Genomic DNA, 22,464 nt, shown 5'->3' on the forward strand with positions numbered 1-22,464 from the left:
CTGGAAATTCCCTTCCCATGTCCTGACGTTCAACCAATCGTTGGTTAGAATGGCGTCTTTTATGATTCAAGGTGACGTAGTGACAACCAAACGAGTGTTGCCCGCAGAGTGGGCGCCCCAGAGTGCCGTCATGCTGACCTGGCCCCACCCGGGAACCGACTGGGCAGGCCTGATCGACGAAGTTGAACCGGTGTTCCTCGACATCGCGAAAGCCGTACTCCCACACGAACACCTTGTCATCGGTTGCGAACACGTTGTCCGCCTGCAGGAGCTAGAACGGGACCTCAATCGGTACGCCGCGGACAATGGCTTTCCGGGACGCGTGAGATCGGTTCCGGCACCGGCGAATGACACCTGGACCCGCGACCATGGCCCCATCACCATTCTCACCGACGAAGGGCCGACACTGCTGGATTTCAGGTTCAACGCCTGGGGCGGAAAGTTCCCCTGGGAAAAGGACGATGCGTTAAATAATCACCTTTTCAATGCTGGCGTCTTCGGCACAACCGGGATGCAGCAGGTCGGTTTTGTGCTGGAAGGGGGTTCATTTGAATCGGATGGTGAAGGCACCCTGCTGACCACATCCGAGTGCCTGCTGACGCCCACCCGAAATCCGGCCATGGATCGCACGGCGATTGAACAGCTGCTTTCCGAGGTGCTGGGAATCCGGCGGATTCTCTGGCTCAACCACGGCTATCTTGCCGGGGATGACACCGACAGCCACATCGATACCCTCGCCCGATTTTGCGCCCCGGATCACATCTGCTACGTGAGTTGCCCAGATGTGGCGGATGAACACTACAGCGCGTTGGCGGCCATGGAGGAGGAACTTCAGGAGTTCCGCCAGGCCGACGGCGCCCCCTACAAGCTGACGCCTCTGCCCTGGCCTGATGCCATTCATGATGAGGATGGTGAGCGTCTTCCGGCCACCTATGCCAACTTCCTGATCATCAACGAAGCGGTTTTGCTTCCCGTTTACGGCGTTGATCAGGATCAGGACGCCATTGCTGTCATGAAAGAGATCTTTCCGACAAGAGCAATAGTGCTGATCAATTGCCGGCCCTTGATTCGTCAGCATGGCAGCCTTCACTGTGTAACCATGCAAATTCCGGCCGGAGTAGTCAGTTGATGAGCAGTGAGTTGCGCAAAAGCCAAATCAATGTTGCCGCCATCCAGCAGGCCTGTAGCAGCGACAAGGCCGCCAGCCTCGCCACTACCGAAAAACTGGTTCGTGAGGCCGTAGCCAGTGGCGCCAACCTGGTGATCCTCCAGGAACTTCACGCCACCTTATATTTCTGCCAGACCGAGGAAACGTCTGTTTTCGAGCTGGCAGAGCCGATTCCCGGTCCTACCAGCAAGCGCCTGTCTGACCTGGCCCGGGAACTGGGTATTGTGCTGGTTGGATCCATTTTCGAACGTCGTATGAACGGCGTGTACCACAACACGGCGGTCGTATTTGAGAAAGACGGCTCCCTGGCAGGGCTGTACCGGAAAATGCACATTCCGGACGACCCGGGGTTCTATGAAAAATTCTACTTCACGCCCGGTGACGCCCAGTTCAACGATGGCCGCAGCGGTTTCACGCCTATCGATACGTCTGTCGGCAGGCTCGGCGTGCTGGTGTGCTGGGACCAGTGGTACCCCGAGGCCGCAAGGCTGATGGCCCTGGCTGGCGCCGAGATCCTGATCTACCCAACTGCGATCGGCTGGGATGTAACGGATGACCCCGATGAACAGGCGCGTCAACTGGACGCCTGGGTCACCGTGCAAAGGGGCCATGCCGTTGCCAACAACCTGCCAGTCGTGGCTCCGAACCGGGTAGGCACCGAACCCGACCCCTCCGGGCACAGCGACGGCATCCGTTTCTGGGGCAACAGTTTTATCTGTGGCCCGCAGGGTGAGTTGCTAGCCCGGGGCGATGACAGCTCCGAATGTATCCTTGCCGTCACCCTGGATCGCAACCGCAGTGAATCGGTTCGCCGTATCTGGCCGTATTTGAGAGATCGCCGAATAGACGCCTACGGCGACATCCTCAAACGCGTAAGGGACTGAGCCCCGAATGAAAAAACTGGTCGATACCGTAGTCAGCGAACTGAACCAGATACTCCTGGGCAAAGACCAACAGGTACGCCTTGCCCTCTGCGGGCTTCTGGCCCGGGGGCACCTGCTGATCGAAGATATCCCCGGCATGGGCAAAACCACTCTTTCTCATGCCCTGGCCAAGGTGATGGGGCTGACGTACCAGCGCATCCAGTTCACCAACGACCTGCTTCCGGCGGATGTGCTGGGTTACTCCATGTACGACAAACAGGCCGGCAGCCTCGTATTCCACCCCGGCCCGATCTTTGCCCAGGTGGTGTTGGCTGATGAAATCAACCGGGCATCACCGCGAACGCAGAGCGCTCTGCTCGAAGCCATGGAAGAACGGCAAGTGTCCATCGAGGGCGAGACCCGGCCACTGCCCCATCCGTTCTTCGTGATTGCCACCCAGAATCCCATCGAGCAGGGCGGCACCTATCCCCTGCCCGAGTCCCAACTGGACCGGTTCCTTATGCGTCTTCGCCTCGGCTATCCGGACCCGCGGGCCGAGCGGGAGCTGCTGGAGGGCGAAGACCGTCGTGCCATGACTGAAAAGCTGCCGACCCTGCTCTCCCAGGCCGACCTGAAAACCCTGCAGGAAGGCGTTACCCGGATAACCGCCAGCCCGGCTCTTCTGGATTACGTGCAGCGGTTGCTGGAACAGAGCCGGAGAATGCCCGGCCTTCTGTACGGGCTTTCGCCCCGGGCGGGATTGGGACTGGTGCGGGCCGCCAAAGCCTGGGCCCTGATGGAGGGGCGTCATCACGTGCTGCCTGACGACATCCAGGCCGTGTTCCCTGCAGTGGCGGCCCACCGTCTCGAACAGGGAGAGTCCGGAAAAAGTGCGGAAAGGGTTCGTCAGCTGTTGGCAACTGTCTCTGTGCTTGAGTAAATAGCAAGGTTTTATAAGCGGAATTGGCCAAAACGAATGGCAGACCGCGCCTTTCATGTTAGCCTTTGCCCCTTTCCCCGAAGCGTCTGGCCCTGAAACCGGGGCCCGGCAACGTACGGCTTTTTCAGTGAGAGAATTCCCAATGAGCGACACCAAACATTCCCGACTGATCATCCTCGGTTCCGGCCCCGCAGGTTACACCGCTGCCGTTTACGCAGCCCGCGCCAACCTGAACCCGACCCTGATTACCGGTATTGAAGTCGGCGGCCAGCTCACCACCACCACCGACGTCGACAACTGGCCCGGCGACAACGACGGCGTTCAGGGCCCGGAGCTCATGCAGCGCATGCTCAAGCACGCCGAACGCTTCGAAACCAGCATCGTCTACGACACCATCAACGAAGCCGACCTCCGTAACCGCCCATTCCGCCTCAAGGGCGATGGCGGCGAGTACACCTGCGACGCCCTGATCATTGCTACCGGCGCCTCCGCCATGTATCTCGGACTCGAGTCTGAAGAGAAATTCAAAGGCCAGGGCGTCTCCGCCTGCGCCACCTGCGACGGTTTCTTCTACAAGAAGCAAAAAGTTGCCGTTATTGGCGGCGGTAACACCGCGGTCGAAGAGGCTCTGTACCTCTCCAACATTGCCGACGAAGTGACCCTGGTGCACCGCCGCGACAGCCTCCGTGCCGAGAAGATCCTCCAGGACAAACTGTTTGAAAAAGCCGAAAACGGCAACGTCAAGATCGTCTGGGACCACACCCTCGACGAAGTCCTGGGCGACGGCACCGGCGTCACCGGTATGCGCATCAAAAGCACCAAAGACGACTCCACCCAGGAAATGGACCTGGCCGGCGTATTCATCGCCATCGGCCACAAACCCAACACCGACCTGTTCCAGGGCCAGTTGGACATGGAGAACGGCTATATCCGCATCCGCTCCGGCCTCGAAGGCATGGCCACCCAGAGCAGCATTCCCGGCGTATTCGCCGCCGGCGACGTAGCCGACCACGTCTACCGCCAGGCCGTCACCTCCGCCGGCTTCGGCTGCATGGCCGCCCTGGATGCGGAAAAGTTTCTGGATCAGCAAGACTGATTGTGCTTGAGTAAAGAAAAGGAACGCGAACTCAAAAGTTTGCGAAGGTCGGTGGGAGCCGCCTTCTGAAACTGTGCGGAGCCATGGATGGCGGAGCCAAGCGTACAAGGACGTATTCACAGCGTGTTTCAGAAGGCGGCTCCCACCGGCCGGTACTCTGTAAAATAGAACCGAAACATTGCAGTAATTGCCGGAGAAGGATGACCTCACTACCCTGGCTAGACCCGGACCAACTCTGGTTCCCCCCCGCCAACGAAGCCCTGGACGACCCGGACGGCCTTCTTGCCCTCGGCGGCGACCTTTCCACCGAGCGACTCATACTGGCCTACCGGAACGGCATCTTCCCCTGGTACAGCGACGACCAGCCCATTTTGTGGTGGTCACCGAATCCGCGGTGTGTCCTTTTTCCGAACGAAATCCACGTTTCACGGAGCCTGCGCCGGACCCTGAACCAACAACGCTTCCAGGTAACCGCAGACAGACACTTCGGACGAATCATCCGCCTTTGCGCCTCAACCCGTGCCGAAGGTACCTGGATTACCGAGGAAATTATTGCCAGCTACTCAGAGCTGCATCGCATGGGCGTCGCCCACTCCATCGAAATCTGGAACCAGCGTGGTGAATTGGCCGGTGGCATGTACGGACTGGCCATTGGCAGGTGTTTCTTCGGTGAATCCATGTTTTCTCTGGAAACCAACGCGTCCAAAGTTCTCATGGTTCAACTGGCGCACCAGTTACAGCTCTGGGGCTACCGGATCATGGATTGCCAGGTAGAGAGCCGGCACCTGCTTACCATGGGCGCACGGACTATTCCACGGGAAGAGTTTTTATCTATACTCAGGATGACCATCGATCAGAAACCGGATCAGACCGACTGGACCTTCCTATGGCGTTGGCCCGGGCCGGAGGAGTGAATGAGCAATCTCAGAACCCTGGTGTTCTTCGCGACACCACCGCACGATTGCAGCTACCTGCCAGACCGCGAGGCCACCACCATGTTTGTGGATCCGCGGGCTCATATCGACAAAAAGCTTTACAGCCAACTCACGGCTCTCGGCTTTCGCCGCAGCGGATCCCACTACTACCGCCCTCACTGTGAGCAGTGCAATGCCTGCATACCAGTTCGGTTGAAAGTTGATGATTTCAAGCCGGACAGAAGCCAGCGGCGGGTTCTCCGCAAAAACAAGGATTTGCAGTGCACCATGGTGCCCGCCACCTTTGCGGAGAGGTATTACCAGCTCTACGCCAATTACATCGAACAAAGGCACAAGGACGGAGACATGTACCCGCCGACCAGGGAACAGTTCACCTCGTTTCTGGTAGAAGGCGCAACCGATTCCTGGTTTCTGGAAATCCACCAGGGCGAACGGCTGGTAGGACTGGCAGCCGTCGATCTTCTGGACGATGGCCTTTCGGCCATCTATACAGTTTTCGATCCTGATCTGGAGGACCGCAGCCTGGGCACCTTCGCAATCCTCTGGCAAATTGAGGAAGCCCGCCGCAGGGGGCTTCCCCACCTGTACCTTGGTTACTGGATCAAGCAGTGCCGAAAAATGAATTACAAAACACGCTTCCGACCCATCGAAGCACTGAGAGACGGGCACTGGCGTGAACTGGACGCAGGCTAACTTTGCCAAACGCCGATAAATCAGGCAGAATTGCGCAATTTAGAATCACCAGAAGCATATTCAAACGAGGTTTCTACTGAATGCCGAAATCAGATGCCATTGAAATGGAAGGCGTTATTATCGATACCCTTCCAAACACCATGTTCCGCGTTGAGCTGAGCAACGGTCATGTTGTGACAGCCCATATCTCCGGAAAGATGCGCAAGAACTACATCCGCATCCTGACAGGTGACAAGGTCAAGGTTGAGCTGACTCCCTATGACCTGAGCAAGGGCCGGATCGTATATCGCGCCCGTTGATGCTCCCATGACATCTGAAAGCCCCTTCGGGGGCTTTTTTCGTCAGGGCACAAAAAAACCGCTGCCGGTTACCCGGCCAGCGGTTTTTCTTTAATCGAGCCTGTCTCAGACCGCCTCTGCAGGCTCGTCCTCGTACTCGAATACCAGCTCGTCATCCCGCAGGTGGATGAAGACATCCCCGCCTTTCTCTGAAAGGCGCCCGAACAGGATCTGCTCGGCCAGCGGCCGCTTGATCTTGTCCTGGATCAGGCGGGACATGGGGCGGGCGCCCATGGTGACGTCATAGCCCTTCTCGGCCAGCCAGGCCTTCGCCTCGTCATCCACATGCAGAACCACATGCTTCTCATCCAGCTGCGCCTGCAGCTCGGTGAGGAACTTGTCAACCACGTGGGTGATGGTATCGATCTGCAGGTCGCCGAACTGGATGATACCGTCCAGGCGATTGCGGAATTCCGGCGTGAAGGTCTTGCTGATAATTTCCATGCCGTCGGTGCTGTGATCCTGCTCGCTGAAGCCAATAGAGCGACGAGCCATGCTCTCGGCACCAGCGTTGGTGGTCATTACCAGAATCACGTGGCGGAAATCTGCCTTGCGGCCGTTGTTATCGGTCAGCGTACCGTGATCCATGACCTGCAACAGGAGGTTGAACACTTCCGGATGGGCCTTCTCGATCTCGTCCAGCAGCAGGACACAGTGCGGATGCTTGTTCACCGACTCGGTCAACAGGCCACCCTGATCGTACCCAACGTAGCCCGGAGGCGCACCGATCAGCCGTGATACGGTGTGCCGCTCCATATACTCCGACATGTCAAAGCGTACCAGTTCGATACCCAGAACCTTGGCCAACTGCTTGGTAACCTCGGTTTTACCGACACCGGTCGGCCCTGCGAACAGGAAGGCACCCTCTGGCTTCTCAGGGGCCTTGAGCCCGGCGCGAGCCAGCTTGATAGCAGTGGACAGCGATTCGATGGCCGGATCCTGACCAAAGACCGTCATCTTCAGATCCCGCTCCAGATTCCGCAGCAGATCCTTGTCGCTGGTAGACACGTTCTTCGGTGGGATACGGGCAATATTTGCAACCACATCCTCGATCTCGGTGACATCAACGGTCTTCTTACGCTTGCCTTCCGGCTGCAGCCGCTGGCGCGCGCCCGCCTCGTCAATGACGTCAATCGCCTTGTCCGGTAGGTGACGATCAGTAATGTAACGGTCGGACAGCTCTGCAGCCACCCGAAGCGCCTTGTCGGTGTATTTGAGATCGTGGTGCTTTTCAAAATTCGGCTTGAGGCCCTTCAGGATCTGGTAGGTGTCCTCAACACTGGGCTCGTTCACATCGATTTTCTGGAAACGGCGCGCCAGGGCACTGTCTTTCTCGAAAATACCCCGGAACTCCTGGAACGTTGTAGAGCCAATGCACCGGATTTCACCCGAACTGAGCATGGGCTTCAACAGATTCGACGCATCCATCACGCCGCCGGAGGCAGAGCCCGCTCCGATAATGGTGTGGATCTCATCGATGAACAGGATCGCGTGGTTTTCTTTCTTGAGTTCGGCAAGCAGACCTTTCAGACGCTTTTCGAAATCGCCGCGATACTTGGTTCCTGCCAACAGGGCACCCAGATCCAGCGAGTAGACCACCGCATCGGAAATAATATCGGGGACCTGTCCGTCGACGATACGCTTGGCGAGCCCCTCTGCGATGGCGGTTTTGCCAACCCCGGCCTCGCCGACCAGCAGCGGATTGTTCTTCCGGCGGCGTACAAGGATCTGCACCACCCGCTCGACTTCGTGTTCACGGCCGATCAGCGGATCAATGCGGCCCTGACGGGCCTGCTCGTTCAGGTTGGTGGCGTAGCTTTCAAGCGGCTTGGATTGTCCGCCTTCCTCGCCAGCCTCCTCGTGGGACGCCTGATCGTGACTTTCCTGATCTTCTGCGCCCTGAACCCTGGAAATGCCGTGGGAAACAAAGTTGACCACATCAATGCGGGCGATGCTCTGTTTCTTGAGCACATACACCGCCTGGCTTTCCTGTTCACTGAAGATGGCCACCAGCACATTGGCACCGGTTACCTCTTTCTTGCCCGAGGACTGCACATGGAACACAGCCCTTTGCAGGACTCGCTGGAACCCCAGTGTTGGCTGGGTCTCGCGCTCACTGTCGCTGCTCGGAATCAAAGGTGTGGTGGAGTCCACGAATTCGACAAGCTCTTCCTGAAGCCGCTTGAGGTCTGCACCACAGGCTTTCAGGACGCCCACTGCCGATTCATTATCCAGTAGGGCCAGCAACAAATGCTCCACAGTCATGAACTCATGACGCTTGTCCCGGGCATTCTTGAAGGCCGTATTCAGCGTAATTTCTAGATCTTTGCTCAGCATGGGCCACCCCAACGTCTATCAGTCCGCACGTTCAATCTCGCAAAGGAGCGGATGTTCGCATTCCGAAGAATACTGGTTCACCTGTGCCGCCTTTGTTTCCGCGATGTCCCGGGTATATACCCCGCATACAGCTTTTCCCTGTGTATGGACGAGCAGCATCACCTGCGTCGCCTTTTCTTCATTCATTCCGAAGAACTTCATCAACACATCGACCACAAAATCCATGGGCGTGTAATCATCGTTCAGAAGCACCACCCTGTATCGCGCCGGGCGCTTGAGAGCGGGCTTCTCGGGAGCAACGCTGAGGTCATCCTGTCGCCCCGGTTGTTCGTCCTCCCCCTGATTGAATACTAGTAGAGAATTTTCGATAGTCCGCATCATTCCTTACCGGTTTATCGGTGCCCTTGTTAAATGTGGATGTCCGCCCCGGGGTTTTCAAGCGGGGCATGAGATATTTATCAATACGAACATGATACCGCTTCCAGACTGCGTTCAACCACACATTCCCGGCATAGAAACTATTGACTCACCGCAATGATTGGCCGAAAGTTAAGTTGCAATGTAAAATAATGTAAATCCATGCAAGGTTTGTGTAACAGGATTCGGACCGACTGTGCGACGGCGCCGATAGGCACACAGAGAATTAACAAGAATAGAGACAGCAAAAGAACAGGGGAGTTCATCATGCCAAGAGGCAAGGTCAAGTGGTTCAACAATGCCAAAGGGTACGGATTCATCATCGAGGATGGCTGCAGTGACGACCTGTTTGCGCACTTCTCTTCGGTGCAAATGGACGGTTACAAGACCTTAAAAGCCGGCCAGGCCGTAACCTTCGACAAAAAGCCCAGCGACAAGGGCATTCACGCAGTCAACATCGTTCCCGACGAGCTGCCTGCCAGCAAGGCGCAAACTGACGCCAGCACCGACTCTGCCGGACAATCCGGCCAGCAGGAATCAGGCAGGGACGGCTATCCGCCCCGTGCAGTCAACGCCTGACCTGTTCTGGTAACGCAAAATCACACCCACCGGTCGTCTGCTGGTGGGGGTCTCTTTTTTTGTCCTTCAAAACGTCGGGTGACAGGTCCCCCTGGGCGGTGGCGCCCGCCCTACTTTGCCAGCCTTCCTGTTTGCAGTACGCTGCACTGCTCAAAGACAGCGGATATCCGGGAAAGTCCTTCGCATGGCAGAACTCGTGCTTTTCAATAAACCCTTTCATGTTCTGAGCCAATTCACAGACGATGGCGCTTCCGGAAGTAAACCACCTCGCGCTACCCTGGCAGATTACGTACGCATCCCGGGCATTTATCCGGCGGGACGTCTGGACTACGATTCCGAGGGCCTGCTCCTTCTGACCGCGGAAGGCTCCCTCCAACACCGCATAGCGTCACCATCACTGAAGATGCCAAAGACCTATTGGGTGCAGGTAGAAGGAAACATTTCTGAAGAAGCACTGAGACACCTGGCTACCGGCGTGCAACTCAAGGATGGTCTGACCCGGCCGGCAAAAGCCGACAGAATGCCTGCCCCGGCGGTCTGGCCGAGAGTGCCTCCGGTGCGACATCGGGATAACATTCCGACGAGCTGGGTTGAACTGACGATAACCGAGGGCAAAAACCGGCAGGTACGTCGAATGACCGCTGCCGTCGGGTTTCCGACCCTTCGCCTGATCCGGTACCGGATTGGTGACTGGACCCTTGACGGCCTCGAATCGGGAGCCCATCGAACGGTCACCGTCAATCTACCCGCTTCACCAAAACCAACCCGCCGCGGCAACGCCGCTGGCGCCCGAACCAGGAGAAACCGGAAATCATGACCTGGACACCCCATGCTACCGTGGCCGTTATAGTCGAGGATGAAGCCGGCCGTTACCTGATGGTTGAAGAGATCAGCGGCGGCAAGGTTGTTTTCAACCAGCCGGCTGGCCATATCGAAGAAGATGAAGCCATTCTGGATGCCGTCCGACGGGAAACCCTTGAAGAGACGGGCTGGAACATAGAGCCCATACACTTCCTTGGCATTTACACCTACAAGGCTCCGGCCAACGGCGTTACCTACTATCGTTTCTGCTACGCTGCGCGTGCTGGCGACCGGGTTACTGAACAGCTGGACGATGGCATCATCGCCGCCCACTGGCTCACCCTGGATGAAATCCGCGCGCTGGGGGACAAACTGCGCAGTCCGCTGGTCATCCAGTGCATAGAAGATTACCGAAACGGCCGGCGATACCCGCTGGACGTGGTGGTGGACGCGCAGACGACACCCTCGGAAAGATGATAAACTCGCGGTTTTTTAGCCGGTAACGAAGCTGTCATGACCAACGCACCCGAAGCCTCCTCTCCAAACAGTAACGCCAACACGCGTGTGATCGTCGGCATGTCCGGCGGCGTGGATTCTTCAGTGGCCGCCTGGCTTCTGAAAGACCAGGGCTACCAGGTTGAAGGCCTGTTCATGAAAAATTGGGACGAGGATGACGGCACCGAGTACTGCACAGCCATGACAGATCTGGCCGACGCCCAGGCCGTTGCCGATGCCATCGGCATCAAACTGCACACCGCCAGTTTTGCGGCCGAGTACTGGGACCGGGTTTTTGAGCACTTCCTCTCTGAATATCAGGCCGGACGAACACCCAATCCGGATATTCTTTGTAACAAAGAAGTGAAATTCCGGGCTTTTCTGGACTATGCCATCACCCTTGGTGCCGACTATATTGCAACGGGCCACTACGCCCGGCAACGGCCGATTGCTGGTTCAACGGGCAAGGCCCAACTCCTGAAGGGACTGGATCCGAACAAGGACCAGAGCTATTTCCTGCATGCCGTCTCCGGCGACCGCATTGCGCGGACCCTTTTCCCGGTCGGCGAGCTGGAAAAACCGGAAGTCCGCCGTATTGCCGAGCAACAGGGTTTCGTTACCCATGATAAAAAAGACTCCACCGGTATCTGCTTTATCGGCGAACGCAAGTTCAAAGACTTCCTGAAGCAATACCTTCCGGCCCAGCCCGGCGACATTGAAACACCGGACGGCCAGAAAATTGGCCGGCACCAGGGCCTTATGTATCACACCATCGGCCAGAGACAGGGCCTGGGCATTGGCGGTCTCAGTGAATTCGGGGACGAGCCCTGGTATGTGGCGGAGAAAGACCTCAGCCGCAATGTGCTTGTTGCGGTTCAGGGCAAACACCATCCCCTGCTCTTTTCCCGTGGCCTAGTATCCGGCCCGATCGACTGGGTTGCCGGAGAGGCACCAGCTGGACGTTTCCGCTGCAAGGCCAAGACCCGTTATCGCCAGCCGGATCAGGATTGCCAGGTTCTGTTGATCGACGGCGGTGTCCGCGTCGATTTTGACGACGCCCAGCGGGCTGTCACGCCCGGGCAGTCCGTGGTTTTCTACGACGGCGAGGTGTGCCTTGGTGGCGGCGTTATTGAGCAGACCTGGCGTGACGACGAACCACTTCCAGACCGTCTGACCGGCACACGTTCCGAGGAACAGACCGCATGAGCCGCTCACTCAAGGATCAGACCCTGGCGTTGGCCGGGGTATTCCAGGCCGCCAACCTGGTCCAGCAGATTGCCCACAATGGCCAGTGCAACGAGGCCAGCCTGGAAACATCTATCCGTTCCCTGTTTGCCACCAACCCCGAGAACACACTGGACGTCTACGGAGGCGAGCTTCGCGATATCCGCGAAGGCCTCGTCACCCTGTCCTCGGTGCTCAGCCAGCAGTCACGGCAGCAGGACATCGAAGTTCTGCGCTACGCCCTCAACCTGATCCAGCTCGAATCCAAACTGAATCGCCGCTCTGACATGCTGGACGTGATTGGCAGTCGCATTGATCAGGCCAGGCACACCGCCAGCCACTTCGGGTACACACACCCGAACCTGATCAGCAATCTGGCTTCCGTCTACGCCGATACCATCAGCACCTTTCGCCAGCGTATCCAGGTGAGCGGTAACCCCTCTGTGCTCCAACGCGAGGAGAATGCCGCGAAAGTGCGGGCACTGCTGCTGGCGGGTATCCGTTCCGCCGTGCTCTGGCGCCAGACCGGCGGCCGACGCTGGCAACTGATCTTTGCCCGCAAGAAAGTGATCGGGCTTGCCAAAGAGCTTGCCGAAGAAGCCAATCGCTCCCTCTACCACTGACGGCGCTGATTCAGAGCCGGCGGTGGTGTATGATATGCACCCCTATCTTCTTTTGATCCGATTCTTTGATGACTTGAGAGGTTTTCGATGGAACTCACCGCCCTGACCGCCATTTCCCCGGTCGATGGACGCTATGGCAACAAGGTCAGCGTCTTCCGTGAAATTTTCAGTGAGTATGGCCTGATCCGGAACCGGGTGACCGTCGAGATCCGCTGGCTACAGAAACTGGCCGCTCACCCTGGCGTGGCCGAGGTTCCTGCGTTTTCCGCCGACGCCAACGGCTTCCTGGACCGTCTGGTGAGCGAATTCAGCCTGGAAGACGCAGAGCGTATCAAGGACATCGAACGCACCACCAATCACGATGTGAAAGCGGTGGAGTACTTCATCAAGGAAAAGATCGCCAGCGTTCCTGAGCTGCACGCTGTCACGGAATTTGTTCACTTCGCCTGCACTTCTGAAGACATCAATAACCTCTCCCATGCGCTGATGCTGCGGGAAGGCCTGGACCACGGCCTGCTGCCGGCCATGGACCGTGTTGTCGACAAGTTGGCGCAGCTTTCTCATGACCACGCCGAACAGCCGATGCTGTCGCGCACTCACGGCCAGACCGCCTCGCCCACGACCGTGGGCAAAGAGCTGGCAAACGTCGTTCACCGTCTGCGTCGCCAGGTAAAACAGATTCGGGAAACCGAGCTTTTGGGCAAGATCAACGGTGCCGTGGGTAATTACAACGCCCATCTCTCCGCCTATCCGGAAATCGACTGGGCCCAGAACGCACGGGAGTTCATCGAGAGCCTCGGGCTCGACTGGAACCCTTACACCACCCAGATCGAACCGCACGATTACATTGCCGAGCTGTATGACTCCGTCGCTCGCTTCAACACCATCCTGATCGACCTGGACCGTGACGTCTGGGGCTATATTTCCCTCGGCTACTTCAAGCAGAAAACGGTAGAAGGCGAAGTAGGCTCTTCGACCATGCCCCACAAGGTCAATCCCATCGATTTCGAGAACTCCGAGGGCAACCTTGGCATCGCCAATGCGCTGTTCAGCCACCTCTCTGCCAAACTGCCTATATCACGCTGGCAGCGGGATCTGACCGACTCCACAGTACTGCGTAACCTGGGTGTTGGCTTTGCGCACAGCTTGATTGCCTACGAAGCCACCCTAAAAGGCCTGGGCAAACTGGAAATCAATCCGGCCCGACTGTTTGAAGACCTGGACCATGCCTGGGAAGTGCTTGCCGAGCCGATCCAGACGGTGATGCGCCGTTACAATATCGAAAAGCCCTATGAAAAACTCAAGGCATTGACCCGTGGCAAGGCAATGACGCCGGAAGTGATCAAGAATTTCGTTGAGAGCCTCGACATTCCAGATCAGGCCAAGGCCGAACTGATGGCTTTGACGCCGGGCCGTTACATCGGTAACGCAGTCGATCAGGCACAAAACATCTGAAACCGGGAGTAACACCCATGGACATGCTTGGCGGACTCACACCCTCTGAATTTCTGCGGGACTATTGGCAGAAAAAGCCGCTGGTTATCCGTCAGGCGTTTCCCGACTTCCAGTGCCCGGTCAGCGCTGATGAACTGGCCGGCCTGGCCTGTGAGGAGGGCGTCGAGTCCCGGATTGTGATCGAAAATGACGATGGCAAGCCCTGGCAGCTCCACAACGGCCCCTTTTCGCCGGACCGGTTCAGCAGCCTGCCCGAACAGGACTGGACGCTCCTGGTGCAGGGGCTGGACCACTGGGTGCCCGATATTGCAGATTTGCTGGAACACTTCCGCTTCATCCCCAATTGGCGCCTGGATGACATTATGGCCAGTTTTGCCCCGAAAGGCGGCAGCGTTGGCCCCCATTACGACCAGTATGATGTATTCCTCCTCCAGGCCCAGGGCCACCGCCGGTGGACGTTTGGAGGCCATTGCGATCATACCTCTCCCCGCGTGGAGGGCACTCCGCTGCGCATTCTGAGCAGCTGGGATGGCGAAGAAACCGTTACTCTGGCACCCGGTGACATGCTGTATCTGCCGCCGGGTATTGGCCACCATGGAGTGGCCGAGGATGACTGTATCACGCTGTCGGTTGGCTTCCGTGCACCCACCGTGGATGACATTCTGACCGGATTTACCGATTTCCTCTGCAGCCAGTCTGACGCCTCAGATCACCTGAACGATCCGGATCTGAAAATACAGGACAATCCGGGCACGATTCAGCCGGATGTGGTTGACCGCCTCGAGACCGTTATTCGGGAAAAACTTGAGGACCGCCGGCAACTGGCCCTCTGGTTTGGCCAGTTCTCAACGGCGCCCAAGAGCATGGATATTGTCGTGCCCGCGGAGGAGCCTGCGTCCACCGGAGACGTCGCCGAAGCAATACACGCGGGCGAGCAGCTGCGGTGGAACGAAGGCTCACGTTTCGCGTACTACGAGTTTGCCAGCGAAACCGCCCTGTTTGTGGACGGCGAGCAGTTCCTGCTCAAGGGCGATGCCCAACCGTTTGCTCCGCTTCTCTGCTCGGGGGCCCGCGTCGATATGCCGACCCTCGCCCGGCTCTCCGAAGACGAAGCATTGCTTGGGCTTCTGACCACCCTCTACAATCAAGGCTCGATTTACTTCGAATAAGCTTTATGAGCATCCGGTTTCGCAAATACAGCTGGCAACTGGCCCCGGCATCCATCCGCGATATCCGCCAGCAGGTGTTTATTGAGGAACAGAAAGTCCCGCCGGAGCTGGAGTGGGATGAAACCGACGAAATTGCCGATCACTATCTGGCAGTGCTGCCAGACAATACCCCGGCAGGCGTGGCACGACTGTTTTCCACCCTTGAAGAGACCGGCCACATCGGTCGCATGGCGATCCTGCCCCAATACCGCGGACAGGGTATCGGGGAAGCGTTGCTCCGGCACCTGATCGCAGAATCGGCTGACCGTTTTGCCGAGCTCAGGTTGTCTGCCCAGGAGCACGCCATTCCTTTTTATCAACGGTCAGGCTTCCACGTCTGTTCGGGCGTTTACGACGACGCCGGCATTCCCCACTTTGACATGCGTAGCCTGGCACCGGGACTCGCCGCCGAGGGCCTTGGCTCCCTGGACCGGCCGATGATTCTGGGCAGCGACACGGACTCCTGGCTGTTTGATACCGAGGCCAGGCTACTGGGGCTGATGGATTCGGTGGTTGGCCAGGCCGGCCAGCGCATCTGGCTGTATGACCGCCTGCTCGAACACGATCTGTATGATCGGCATCGTTTCCGGGAGCTGATCTCCGCCCTGGCCCGTCGGCACCGGCTCAGCGAAGTCAGGTTGCTGATCCATGACGACAAGCCGCTGGTGAAACGTCGACACACACTGGTCGAACTGATGCGCCGGCTGCCGAGCCGCATGGAACTTCGACTGGTCAACGAGGACTACCCGGTTGAGGACCAGCCCTTCATTATTGCTGACCGTGAAGGCGTGGTGTACCGACATGATTTCTACAAGCCAGAGGGTTTCGCCAAGTTCTCGGACGGCGGCCGCGTAAAGCTCTTGTCGGAAAACTTCCAGCGCATGTGGGATGCAGCCCGCCCTTCCCTGGAGCTTCGGGAGCTACCGCTCTGAGTGATGGGCCTGGGGCGCGTCCGGCGCTTCGAACCTGGCCCCGAACGGAGCAAACTCGGTATCCACCTCAGTAGCCACCTCAGCAATCAGTTTGCGCAGCCATTGATGATCCGCGTTGTGCTGCAACAGAGGGCTCCAGGCCATTTTCAGCTCGAACGGTGGAATCTCGAACGGAGGCACCTTGACCACAAGATTCGGGTTGTCTTTCTGCAGCCAGGCTGCCCGGGATGGCAGCGTGGCAATCAGGTCATGCTGCTCGGCCAGCAGCATCGCAACCTGATAGTGACGGGTGAAAACGGAAATCTGTCGCTTGCGCCCCATTCTCGACAGCGCCTCATCAACCCAGCCCAGTCGCTGGACATCCTTTGGGTTTACACCAACACCAACACCAAACCCGGTCTTGCTGACCCAGATATGGCTGGCGTCCAGATAGGTGTCCAGGGTGAAGGGCTCCTTCAATACCGGGTTACGGGCGTTCATCAGGCAGGCAAAATACTCGGTCCAGAGGGTCTTCTGATGGAAAGACTGGGGGATCTTGTCGAACCGGTTGATCGCCATATCCAACCGCCCCTGCTCGACATCCAGGAAGCTGACGTCACTGGGCGTGAGCACATCCAGGGTGACGTGCGGCGCTTCCTGACGGATCCGCCTCAGAACCCGGGGCATCAGGCAGGATTCGGCATAATCACTGGCCATAATCCGGAACACGCGCTGGCTTTCAAGAGCCGAAAACGGTGTCTTATCTTGCACGGCCTGCTCAATATCCGACAGGATTCCACGCACCAGCGGTTGTAATTCACGCGCGCGCTCCGTGGCCGTCATACCCTCACTGGTTCGCACCAGGAGCGGATCACTGAACAGATCCCGCAACCGCTTCAAACCATTGCTCATGGCAGGCTGGGTAATACCCAGGTGGTTCGCTGCCTTGGTCACATTCCGCTCGCGCAGCAACACATCCAGGTACACGAGCAGGTTCAGATCAACACGGGAAATATCCACAAAAACTCCGGAACACCAGAACAACAGGAAAAGCGAGGCTCATTCACGAGAGCAATATACATGATAGCGAGGATTCACGTAATCAATCAGCAACACGAACTTTCACATTTGAAAACGGATCTGGAGCGGTATTTCTGCTAGTCTTTCGGATACTTGCTGAATAATATCGGTGTTTTGAGGCCGGTTTGTACACCCGCCATCATTTGATCCTGAAGCCGGAGTCGTTACTGACAAAATGGATACCACTACGATCGTCCTTCTGCTGGCGGCCATCGTTACCGTCTCGATTGTCATTATTGTGCTCAGCCAGATGCGGGAACGCGCCCGCATTGAACGGGCGCGCAAGATTACCGCTCAGGAAGACGCCTATAACAGGGCCAATCGCCTGCTGACCGAAATTCCAGGCCAATACCTGACAGCCGATCTGAAACTGCTCCTGATCAAACGCATGGAAGAAGCTTGCGCGGAGTTGGCCGGCCTGAAGTCGAACCTGCCGGTCAAGGAATGGCAGAAGTCCGCTGCAGAACTGAAAACACAGATCGTTGAAAAGCGCGACACCACCACGCCAGTCAAGATTGATTCCGCGGAAAAATCGAATTACGTCAAGGAATTGCTTCAGAATCTGTTCAAGATGATTGAAGCCATGCACAAGAGCGGGCGGATTGATTCGGCCACCGCCAAGAAAAACCTCAAGTATGTGCTCTTCCTGGTCCACAAGACCCACGCGGATCTGCATGTGTTTCAGGCCCGGGACTATGTTCGCCAGAACCAGATCCGGAAGGCCATTCATGCCTATCACCTGGCCAGCACCGAAATGGGGAAATCCCGCGACAACCCACTTGCCATGAAAGCAGTGAAGAGCTTCCGGACGCGCATTCAGGAACTTGAGGCCATGAGTGCAGAGGGTAAGGAAAGCCCGCAGGGAGAATCCAAACTGGACCGTGAGTGGGATACTTTTCTCCACGACGATGAGTGGAAGAAAAAGGCCGATTACGACGACTGAAGGTACCGAACGGGTCGCTGTGAGAGGCCCGTCAACAGGGACAGTGCAAACCCGTGAGCAACGGCTTCAAACAACGGCTTTCCTATAGACTGACTCGAGACACGGTCCTCGTTGCCATGGCCCTCGGGCTGGTGCTGAATGTGGTCCAGATTACCCTGGACTACTTCAGCGCGAAGGATTCCATGGAGAAGGAAATCCATGCGCTGATCGATATCAGCAACAGCCCGGCCTCCCAGATTGCGTATAACATCGACGTCCGCCTGGCGGAAGAGTTGCTCGACGGCCTGCTTCGCCATCCCGCGACCATTGATGCCCGGATTACCGATAATGACGACGAGACCATGGCAGCATCCAGCAAGAGCAGCCCGGTCTCGCCCTATCGCTGGGTCAGCGATCTGCTGTTCGGGCCGGATCGCGTATTTAGACAGGAGCTCCGGGTTCCGCAGCTTGAGGATCTGCCACTTGGGCATCTGATCGTCACCATTGACACCTATCACTATGGGGCGCTCTTCCTCCAACGAGCCGGATACACGCTGATCAGCGGGCTACTGAAAAGCCTGATCCTTTCTGCAGCTCTCCTTGCCATTTTCTATTTTGTGCTGACCCGTCCCATGCTCAATGTGATCAGCGCACTGAGCCAGGTGCGGGCTACCTCTCCTGAAAAGGTCAGGCTTCCGATCCCGGCAAACCATCGGGAAGACGAGATCGGGACCATGGTTGGTATCATCAACCAGCACCTGGAAACCATCGATTCGAGCCTTGCACAACTCCGGCACGCCGAGAGTGCCATGAAAAACTACTCCACCCAGCTTGAGCAGGAGGTGGCGGACCGGACCCGGGAGATCTCCGAAAAGAACGATGCTTTGCAGCGCGGTAATCGCGCCCTGGTCAAAGCCAAGGAAGATGCAGTTCGCCGGGCGCGGGCAAGGGCCAATTTCCTGGCCAGCATGAGCCATGAGATCCGGACTCCGCTCAATGGAGTTCTCGGGATGCTCGGCCTGGCACTCGAGGGCGAGCTGGATTCTGCCCAGCGCAACAGGATAGAAATTGCCCTGAACGCCGGGGAAAGCCTGCTCGGGCTGCTTAACGACATACTGGACATCTCGAAAGTGGAGGCCGGCAAACTCAGTCTGGAAAACATCCCCTTCAGTGTCCGGCACCTGATCGAAGAGTGCGCGACACTCCATGCCCAACAGGCGCGGCGCAAGCGTATTCACCTGGTCACCGAAATCGATCCGGATCTCCCTGAAGACTTCCTGGGAGACCCGACACGGGTACGCCAGGTGCTCAACAACCTCCTGAGCAATGCCATCAAATTCACGGACGAAGGCAGCGTGAAACTAAAGGCAGCCTACTCCGGGGGTAGCCTGAGAATCGATGTCGTGGATACCGGGATCGGTATGTCTACTGAGGGCCTGCACCGGATTTTCTCACCCTTCTCCCAGGCTGATGCAGAGACCACGCGGCTTTATGGGGGCACCGGTCTCGGCCTGACGCTCTGCCGTCAACTTGTCGAACGTATGCATGGCCAGATTCTGGTGGACTCCCGGGAGGGCAGCGGCACACACTTCACCGTTACCCTGCCCCTGCCGGTTCATGAAGCCAGCGAAGATTATGATCTGCCCCGCGTGGATTCCCGGCTCAAGGACATTGGCATAGCGATGGCAATACCACCGGACAACCCACACCGGTCTGCGATCGAAGCCCAATTTCGCAAATGGGGCATCCCGATACGCGGCGCGAGCAGACACCCGGATGGAATTCTTCTTGCCCTTGCCAACGCCGGAGACGAAGAAACCCTGGCATTCGCCGACAACTGGCAAGGCGCCGGCGTCGTACTGGTGGACTCTTCCGGCACCCTGCCCCCTGCCCTGGGGCAGCAACAGCTGCTCTCGTTGCCATTGCGTCGGGATGAATTGCTACGTTGCCTGCTTCTGGCCGCAGGGCTGCTGGACAGCGAGGAACAAACGGCCAACGCCGTGGAAGACGATGAGCAAACCGGCACGGAGGCTTCCCTGAAAATCCTTCTGGTGGAGGACAATCAGGTCAACCAGATGGTGGCCGTCAGCCTGCTCAAGAAACTCGGCCATCGCACAGATCACGCAGAGAACGGCCTCAAGGCCATACAGGCATTGGAAAACAACCACTATGACCTGGTGCTGATGGATTGCCAGATGCCGGCTATGGACGGCTACGAAGCAACACAGAGGATTCGGCAAAACCCGGAATGGAAAGACCTGCCGATCATCGCTGTTACCGCAAATGTGATGCAGGGCGACCGCGAGGACTGCCTCGCCTCAGGCATGAACGACTACATTACCAAGCCGTACAAGCGCGAAGAGCTCAGGACGGTCATCGACCGCTGGCGCCCCGCGATTTGACCGCGGCCTTCAGGCCGGTAACAGTTTCTCGATGTCGGCCCGAATATCCTCCGGCTTGGTTGTAGGCGGATAGCGACGGACTACCTTGCCATCGGGAGCTACCAGGAACTTGGTGAAGTTCCACTTGATCTTTTCCGACCCCATCAGTCCCTTGGCTTCATGCTTGAGAAAACGAAACAGTGGGTGTGCGCCATCACCGTTGACTTCGACCTTGGAAAACATGGGAAAATCGACACCATAGTTCAGACTGCAGAACTGACTGATCGCATCCTCGTCACCCGGGTCCTGATTCAGGAACTGGTTGCACGGAAAGCCCAGAACCTCAAAGCCCTTGTCACCCAACTCGTTGTGAAGGGACTGCAAGCCCTCGAACTGGGGCGTAAAACCGCATTTGCTGGCGGTGTTCACGATCAGGAGAACTTTGCCCTGGTACTCCGCCATGCTTTTCTCGTTACCCTTGATATCCCGTACCGTGAAATCGTAGACCGTTTCGCCTGCCATAAAATTCTCCCTGTGATGTTTTGCGTTCTGCTTGAACCATTGTTCACAACACAGACCAAAAAACCATGGCAATGCAGACGCTACGGGGACCATTTTCAAAAACCGGTTCAGGTTTGTGAGCTAAATCTGCCTTAACACGACACAATTCATCATAATTCCCCTGTTGCCGCCGGCCCTCGCTCCGCTAGAATAAAGGACTGTCGTGTTGGCAGGTGCCATTTTTCGATCTCAAAAGAAGGACGTCCGGGTCTTATGCAGAACTACTACAAATCCGCCAAGCTGGATAACGTGTGTTATGAAATCCGTGGCGTAGTTCTGCGGGAAGCGCGTCGACTCGAAGAAGAGGGGCATCGGGTACTCAAGCTCAACATCGGCAACCCTGCCGCCTTCGAACTGGATGTCCCTGAGGAAATCCAGCAAGACGTCATCTACAACATGCACCTTGCCCAGGGCTATGTGGAATCGAAGGGGCTGTTCTCTGCCCGTAAGGCGGTCATGCACTACTGCCAGCAACGGGGCATCGACAAAGTCGATATCGACGATATTTTCCTGGGTAATGGCGTCAGCGAGCTGATCGTCATGACCATGCAGGCCATGTTGAACACCGGTGACGAAGTGCTGATCCCGGCCCCGGACTACCCCCTGTGGACCGCTGCCGTTACGCTTTCCAGCGGCAAGCCCGTGCACTACCGATGCGACGAACAGCAGGACTGGTTTCCGGATATTGACGATATCCGCAAGAAAATCACCCGGCGAACCCGCGCCATTGTTCTGATCAACCCGAACAACCCGACCGGCGCTGTGTACTCGAAAGAGCTTCTCGAACAGGTCATCGAACTGGCCCGGAAGCACAACCTGATTATTCTGTCGGACGAGATCTACGACAAGATCCTCTATGACGGTACCCAGCACATCTCGACCGCCTCGCTGGCCGACGACGTGCTGTTCTTTACCTATAATGGCCTGTCCAAGAATTACCGGGCTGCGGGTTACCGCTCGGGCTGGATGATCGTCAGTGGAGCAAAACACCGGGCGAAAGATCTGATCGAAGGCATCGACATGCTCTCGAATATGCGCCTGTGTGCCAACGTTCCGGCCCAACTGGCCATTCAGACAGCCCTGGGAGGCTACCAGTCCATCAACGATCTGGTGGCGCCAGGCGGGCGGCTCTACGAGCAAAGGGAAACCGCCTGGCGCATGCTTAACGACATTCCGGGCGTGAGCTGCGTCAAACCCCAGGGTGCGCTTTACCTGTTTCCGAAACTGGACCCCAAGCACTTCCCTATCGTGAACGACGAGAAACTGGTTCTGGACCTGCTGTTGCAGGAGAAGATCCTCCTGGTGCAGGGGTCGGCCTTCAATATCGATGACAGGCAGCACCTGAGAGTCGTGTTCCTGCCCAGGGAAGATACCCTCGAGGATGCTATGGGCCGGCTCGGCAATTTCCTTGGCCAATACCAGCAATAACGGGGAAAA

Annotated in this window: 22 protein-coding genes; 18 read left to right on the forward strand and 4 right to left on the reverse strand. The window is 57.4% G+C overall.

What is annotated here, in order from left to right:
• The first annotated feature begins 79 nt into the window (after window positions 1-79).
• The 7 genes from AC5JQH_RS01375 (at window position 80) to infA (ending at window position 5,994) form a co-directional block, all read left to right on the forward strand.
• A complete protein-coding gene (locus AC5JQH_RS01375) occupies window positions 80-1,129 on the forward strand; it encodes an agmatine deiminase family protein (RefSeq protein WP_491713583.1) in 1,050 nt (349 codons plus the stop codon).
• Window positions 1,129-2,052, forward strand: a complete 924-nt coding sequence (locus AC5JQH_RS01380; RefSeq protein ID WP_008169193.1) for a carbon-nitrogen hydrolase — start codon at window positions 1,129-1,131, stop codon at window positions 2,050-2,052. Before AC5JQH_RS01375 ends, AC5JQH_RS01380 begins: the two co-directional genes overlap by 1 nt.
• Window positions 2,053-2,059: 7 nt before the next feature.
• On the forward strand, window positions 2,060-2,971 hold the full coding sequence (locus AC5JQH_RS01385; RefSeq protein ID WP_014577419.1) for an AAA family ATPase: 912 nt from the start codon (window positions 2,060-2,062) through the stop codon (window positions 2,969-2,971).
• A 142-nt stretch (window positions 2,972-3,113) separates the two neighbouring features.
• Window positions 3,114-4,067, forward strand: a complete 954-nt coding sequence (gene trxB / locus AC5JQH_RS01390; protein ID WP_008169196.1) for a thioredoxin-disulfide reductase — start codon at window positions 3,114-3,116, stop codon at window positions 4,065-4,067.
• Window positions 4,068-4,267: 200 nt separating this feature from the next.
• Complete coding sequence (aat, locus tag AC5JQH_RS01395) at window positions 4,268-4,981, forward strand: leucyl/phenylalanyl-tRNA--protein transferase (protein WP_493791001.1); 714 nt, start codon at window positions 4,268-4,270, stop codon at window positions 4,979-4,981.
• The gene (locus AC5JQH_RS01400) at window positions 4,982-5,695 is read left to right on the forward strand and encodes an arginyltransferase (protein ID WP_008169199.1); all 714 of its coding nucleotides are present in this window, start codon (window positions 4,982-4,984) and stop codon (window positions 5,693-5,695) included.
• 80 nt (window positions 5,696-5,775) lie between these two features.
• Window positions 5,776-5,994 (forward strand): translation initiation factor IF-1, encoded by a 219-nt coding sequence (gene infA, locus AC5JQH_RS01405; RefSeq protein WP_008169200.1) that lies wholly within the window; start codon window positions 5,776-5,778, stop codon window positions 5,992-5,994.
• 105 nt (window positions 5,995-6,099) lie between these two features.
• Here infA and clpA read toward each other — a convergent pair whose 3' ends face one another.
• Window positions 6,100-8,370: an ATP-dependent Clp protease ATP-binding subunit ClpA gene (gene clpA, locus AC5JQH_RS01410; RefSeq protein ID WP_053112223.1), complete on the reverse strand. Its 2,271-nt coding sequence runs from the start codon at window positions 8,368-8,370 to the stop codon at window positions 6,100-6,102.
• Window positions 8,371-8,388: 18 nt separating this feature from the next.
• The gene (gene clpS / locus AC5JQH_RS01415) at window positions 8,389-8,748 is read right to left on the reverse strand and encodes an ATP-dependent Clp protease adapter ClpS (RefSeq protein WP_008169202.1); all 360 of its coding nucleotides are present in this window, start codon (window positions 8,746-8,748) and stop codon (window positions 8,389-8,391) included.
• A 306-nt stretch (window positions 8,749-9,054) separates the two neighbouring features.
• Here clpS and AC5JQH_RS01420 point away from each other — a divergent pair, with 306 nt between their 5' ends.
• The 8 genes from AC5JQH_RS01420 (at window position 9,055) to AC5JQH_RS01455 (ending at window position 16,104) form a co-directional block, all read left to right on the forward strand.
• A complete protein-coding gene (locus tag AC5JQH_RS01420; protein ID WP_008169203.1) occupies window positions 9,055-9,366 on the forward strand; it encodes a cold shock domain-containing protein in 312 nt (103 codons plus the stop codon).
• Window positions 9,367-9,550: 184 nt separating this feature from the next.
• On the forward strand, window positions 9,551-10,183 hold the full coding sequence (locus AC5JQH_RS01425; RefSeq protein ID WP_008169204.1) for a pseudouridine synthase: 633 nt from the start codon (window positions 9,551-9,553) through the stop codon (window positions 10,181-10,183).
• Window positions 10,180-10,644, forward strand: coding sequence for an NUDIX hydrolase (locus tag AC5JQH_RS01430; protein ID WP_008169205.1), 465 nt, complete (start codon window positions 10,180-10,182; stop codon window positions 10,642-10,644). Before AC5JQH_RS01425 ends, AC5JQH_RS01430 begins: the two co-directional genes overlap by 4 nt.
• A 36-nt stretch (window positions 10,645-10,680) precedes the next feature.
• Window positions 10,681-11,868 carry a tRNA 2-thiouridine(34) synthase MnmA gene (gene mnmA / locus AC5JQH_RS01435; protein WP_053112227.1) on the forward strand — a complete coding sequence of 396 codons (1,188 nt, stop codon included), beginning with the start codon at window positions 10,681-10,683 and terminating at the stop codon, window positions 11,866-11,868.
• Window positions 11,865-12,509, forward strand: a complete 645-nt coding sequence (gene hflD / locus AC5JQH_RS01440) for a high frequency lysogenization protein HflD (RefSeq protein WP_008174761.1) — start codon at window positions 11,865-11,867, stop codon at window positions 12,507-12,509. Before mnmA ends, hflD begins: the two co-directional genes overlap by 4 nt.
• A gap of 87 nt (window positions 12,510-12,596) precedes the next feature.
• Window positions 12,597-13,964, forward strand: coding sequence for an adenylosuccinate lyase (gene purB, locus AC5JQH_RS01445; RefSeq protein ID WP_104270076.1), 1,368 nt, complete (start codon window positions 12,597-12,599; stop codon window positions 13,962-13,964).
• Between the two features lie 17 nt (window positions 13,965-13,981).
• On the forward strand, window positions 13,982-15,133 hold the full coding sequence (locus tag AC5JQH_RS01450) for a cupin domain-containing protein (protein WP_008174755.1): 1,152 nt from the start codon (window positions 13,982-13,984) through the stop codon (window positions 15,131-15,133).
• Between the two features lie 5 nt (window positions 15,134-15,138).
• Window positions 15,139-16,104, forward strand: a complete 966-nt coding sequence (locus tag AC5JQH_RS01455; protein WP_493805202.1) for a GNAT family N-acetyltransferase — start codon at window positions 15,139-15,141, stop codon at window positions 16,102-16,104.
• Here the strand turns inward: AC5JQH_RS01455 and AC5JQH_RS01460 are convergent.
• Window positions 16,093-17,103 (reverse strand): LysR family transcriptional regulator, encoded by a 1,011-nt coding sequence (locus AC5JQH_RS01460; RefSeq protein WP_039882066.1) that lies wholly within the window; start codon window positions 17,101-17,103, stop codon window positions 16,093-16,095. The two genes, AC5JQH_RS01455 and AC5JQH_RS01460, sit on opposite strands and share 12 nt — an antisense overlap.
• Before the next feature lie 235 nt (window positions 17,104-17,338).
• On the opposite strand from AC5JQH_RS01460, the gene AC5JQH_RS01465 reads away from it, so the two are divergent.
• Together AC5JQH_RS01465 and AC5JQH_RS01470 are read left to right on the forward strand one after the other, a co-directional pair.
• Window positions 17,339-18,106, forward strand: coding sequence for a hypothetical protein (locus AC5JQH_RS01465; protein WP_014577434.1), 768 nt, complete (start codon window positions 17,339-17,341; stop codon window positions 18,104-18,106).
• Window positions 18,107-18,159: 53 nt separating this feature from the next.
• Window positions 18,160-20,487, forward strand: a complete 2,328-nt coding sequence (locus tag AC5JQH_RS01470) for a hybrid sensor histidine kinase/response regulator (protein ID WP_493805203.1) — start codon at window positions 18,160-18,162, stop codon at window positions 20,485-20,487.
• A gap of 9 nt (window positions 20,488-20,496) precedes the next feature.
• Here AC5JQH_RS01470 and AC5JQH_RS01475 read toward each other — a convergent pair whose 3' ends face one another.
• Complete coding sequence (locus AC5JQH_RS01475) at window positions 20,497-20,988, reverse strand: glutathione peroxidase (RefSeq protein WP_493805204.1); 492 nt, start codon at window positions 20,986-20,988, stop codon at window positions 20,497-20,499.
• Window positions 20,989-21,240: 252 nt separating this feature from the next.
• Here AC5JQH_RS01475 and AC5JQH_RS01480 point away from each other — a divergent pair, with 252 nt between their 5' ends.
• The gene (locus AC5JQH_RS01480; protein ID WP_491713466.1) at window positions 21,241-22,455 is read left to right on the forward strand and encodes a pyridoxal phosphate-dependent aminotransferase; all 1,215 of its coding nucleotides are present in this window, start codon (window positions 21,241-21,243) and stop codon (window positions 22,453-22,455) included.
• Window positions 22,456-22,464 lie beyond the last annotated feature (9 nt).

This window comes from Marinobacter sp. H13 (assembly GCF_059072335.1).

Coding starts and splice junctions, on each gene's coding strand:
- mnmA (WP_053112227.1), top strand. CDS start 10,681: ATGACCAACGCACCCGAAGCCTCCTCTCCAAACAGTAACGCCAACACG.
- AC5JQH_RS01475 (WP_493805204.1), bottom strand. CDS start 20,988: ATGGCAGGCGAAACGGTCTACGATTTCACGGTACGGGATATCAAGGGT.
- AC5JQH_RS01400 (WP_008169199.1), top strand. CDS start 4,982: ATGAGCAATCTCAGAACCCTGGTGTTCTTCGCGACACCACCGCACGAT.
- hflD (WP_008174761.1), top strand. CDS start 11,865: ATGAGCCGCTCACTCAAGGATCAGACCCTGGCGTTGGCCGGGGTATTC.
- trxB (WP_008169196.1), top strand. CDS start 3,114: ATGAGCGACACCAAACATTCCCGACTGATCATCCTCGGTTCCGGCCCC.
- AC5JQH_RS01450 (WP_008174755.1), top strand. CDS start 13,982: ATGGACATGCTTGGCGGACTCACACCCTCTGAATTTCTGCGGGACTAT.
- infA (WP_008169200.1), top strand. CDS start 5,776: ATGCCGAAATCAGATGCCATTGAAATGGAAGGCGTTATTATCGATACC.
- AC5JQH_RS01420 (WP_008169203.1), top strand. CDS start 9,055: ATGCCAAGAGGCAAGGTCAAGTGGTTCAACAATGCCAAAGGGTACGGA.
- AC5JQH_RS01430 (WP_008169205.1), top strand. CDS start 10,180: ATGACCTGGACACCCCATGCTACCGTGGCCGTTATAGTCGAGGATGAA.
- purB (WP_104270076.1), top strand. CDS start 12,597: ATGGAACTCACCGCCCTGACCGCCATTTCCCCGGTCGATGGACGCTAT.
- aat (WP_493791001.1), top strand. CDS start 4,268: ATGACCTCACTACCCTGGCTAGACCCGGACCAACTCTGGTTCCCCCCC.
- clpA (WP_053112223.1), bottom strand. CDS start 8,370: ATGCTGAGCAAAGATCTAGAAATTACGCTGAATACGGCCTTCAAGAAT.
- AC5JQH_RS01380 (WP_008169193.1), top strand. CDS start 1,129: ATGAGCAGTGAGTTGCGCAAAAGCCAAATCAATGTTGCCGCCATCCAG.
- AC5JQH_RS01425 (WP_008169204.1), top strand. CDS start 9,551: ATGGCAGAACTCGTGCTTTTCAATAAACCCTTTCATGTTCTGAGCCAA.
- AC5JQH_RS01455 (WP_493805202.1), top strand. CDS start 15,139: ATGAGCATCCGGTTTCGCAAATACAGCTGGCAACTGGCCCCGGCATCC.
- AC5JQH_RS01465 (WP_014577434.1), top strand. CDS start 17,339: ATGGATACCACTACGATCGTCCTTCTGCTGGCGGCCATCGTTACCGTC.
- clpS (WP_008169202.1), bottom strand. CDS start 8,748: ATGCGGACTATCGAAAATTCTCTACTAGTATTCAATCAGGGGGAGGAC.
- AC5JQH_RS01480 (WP_491713466.1), top strand. CDS start 21,241: ATGCAGAACTACTACAAATCCGCCAAGCTGGATAACGTGTGTTATGAA.
- AC5JQH_RS01385 (WP_014577419.1), top strand. CDS start 2,060: ATGAAAAAACTGGTCGATACCGTAGTCAGCGAACTGAACCAGATACTC.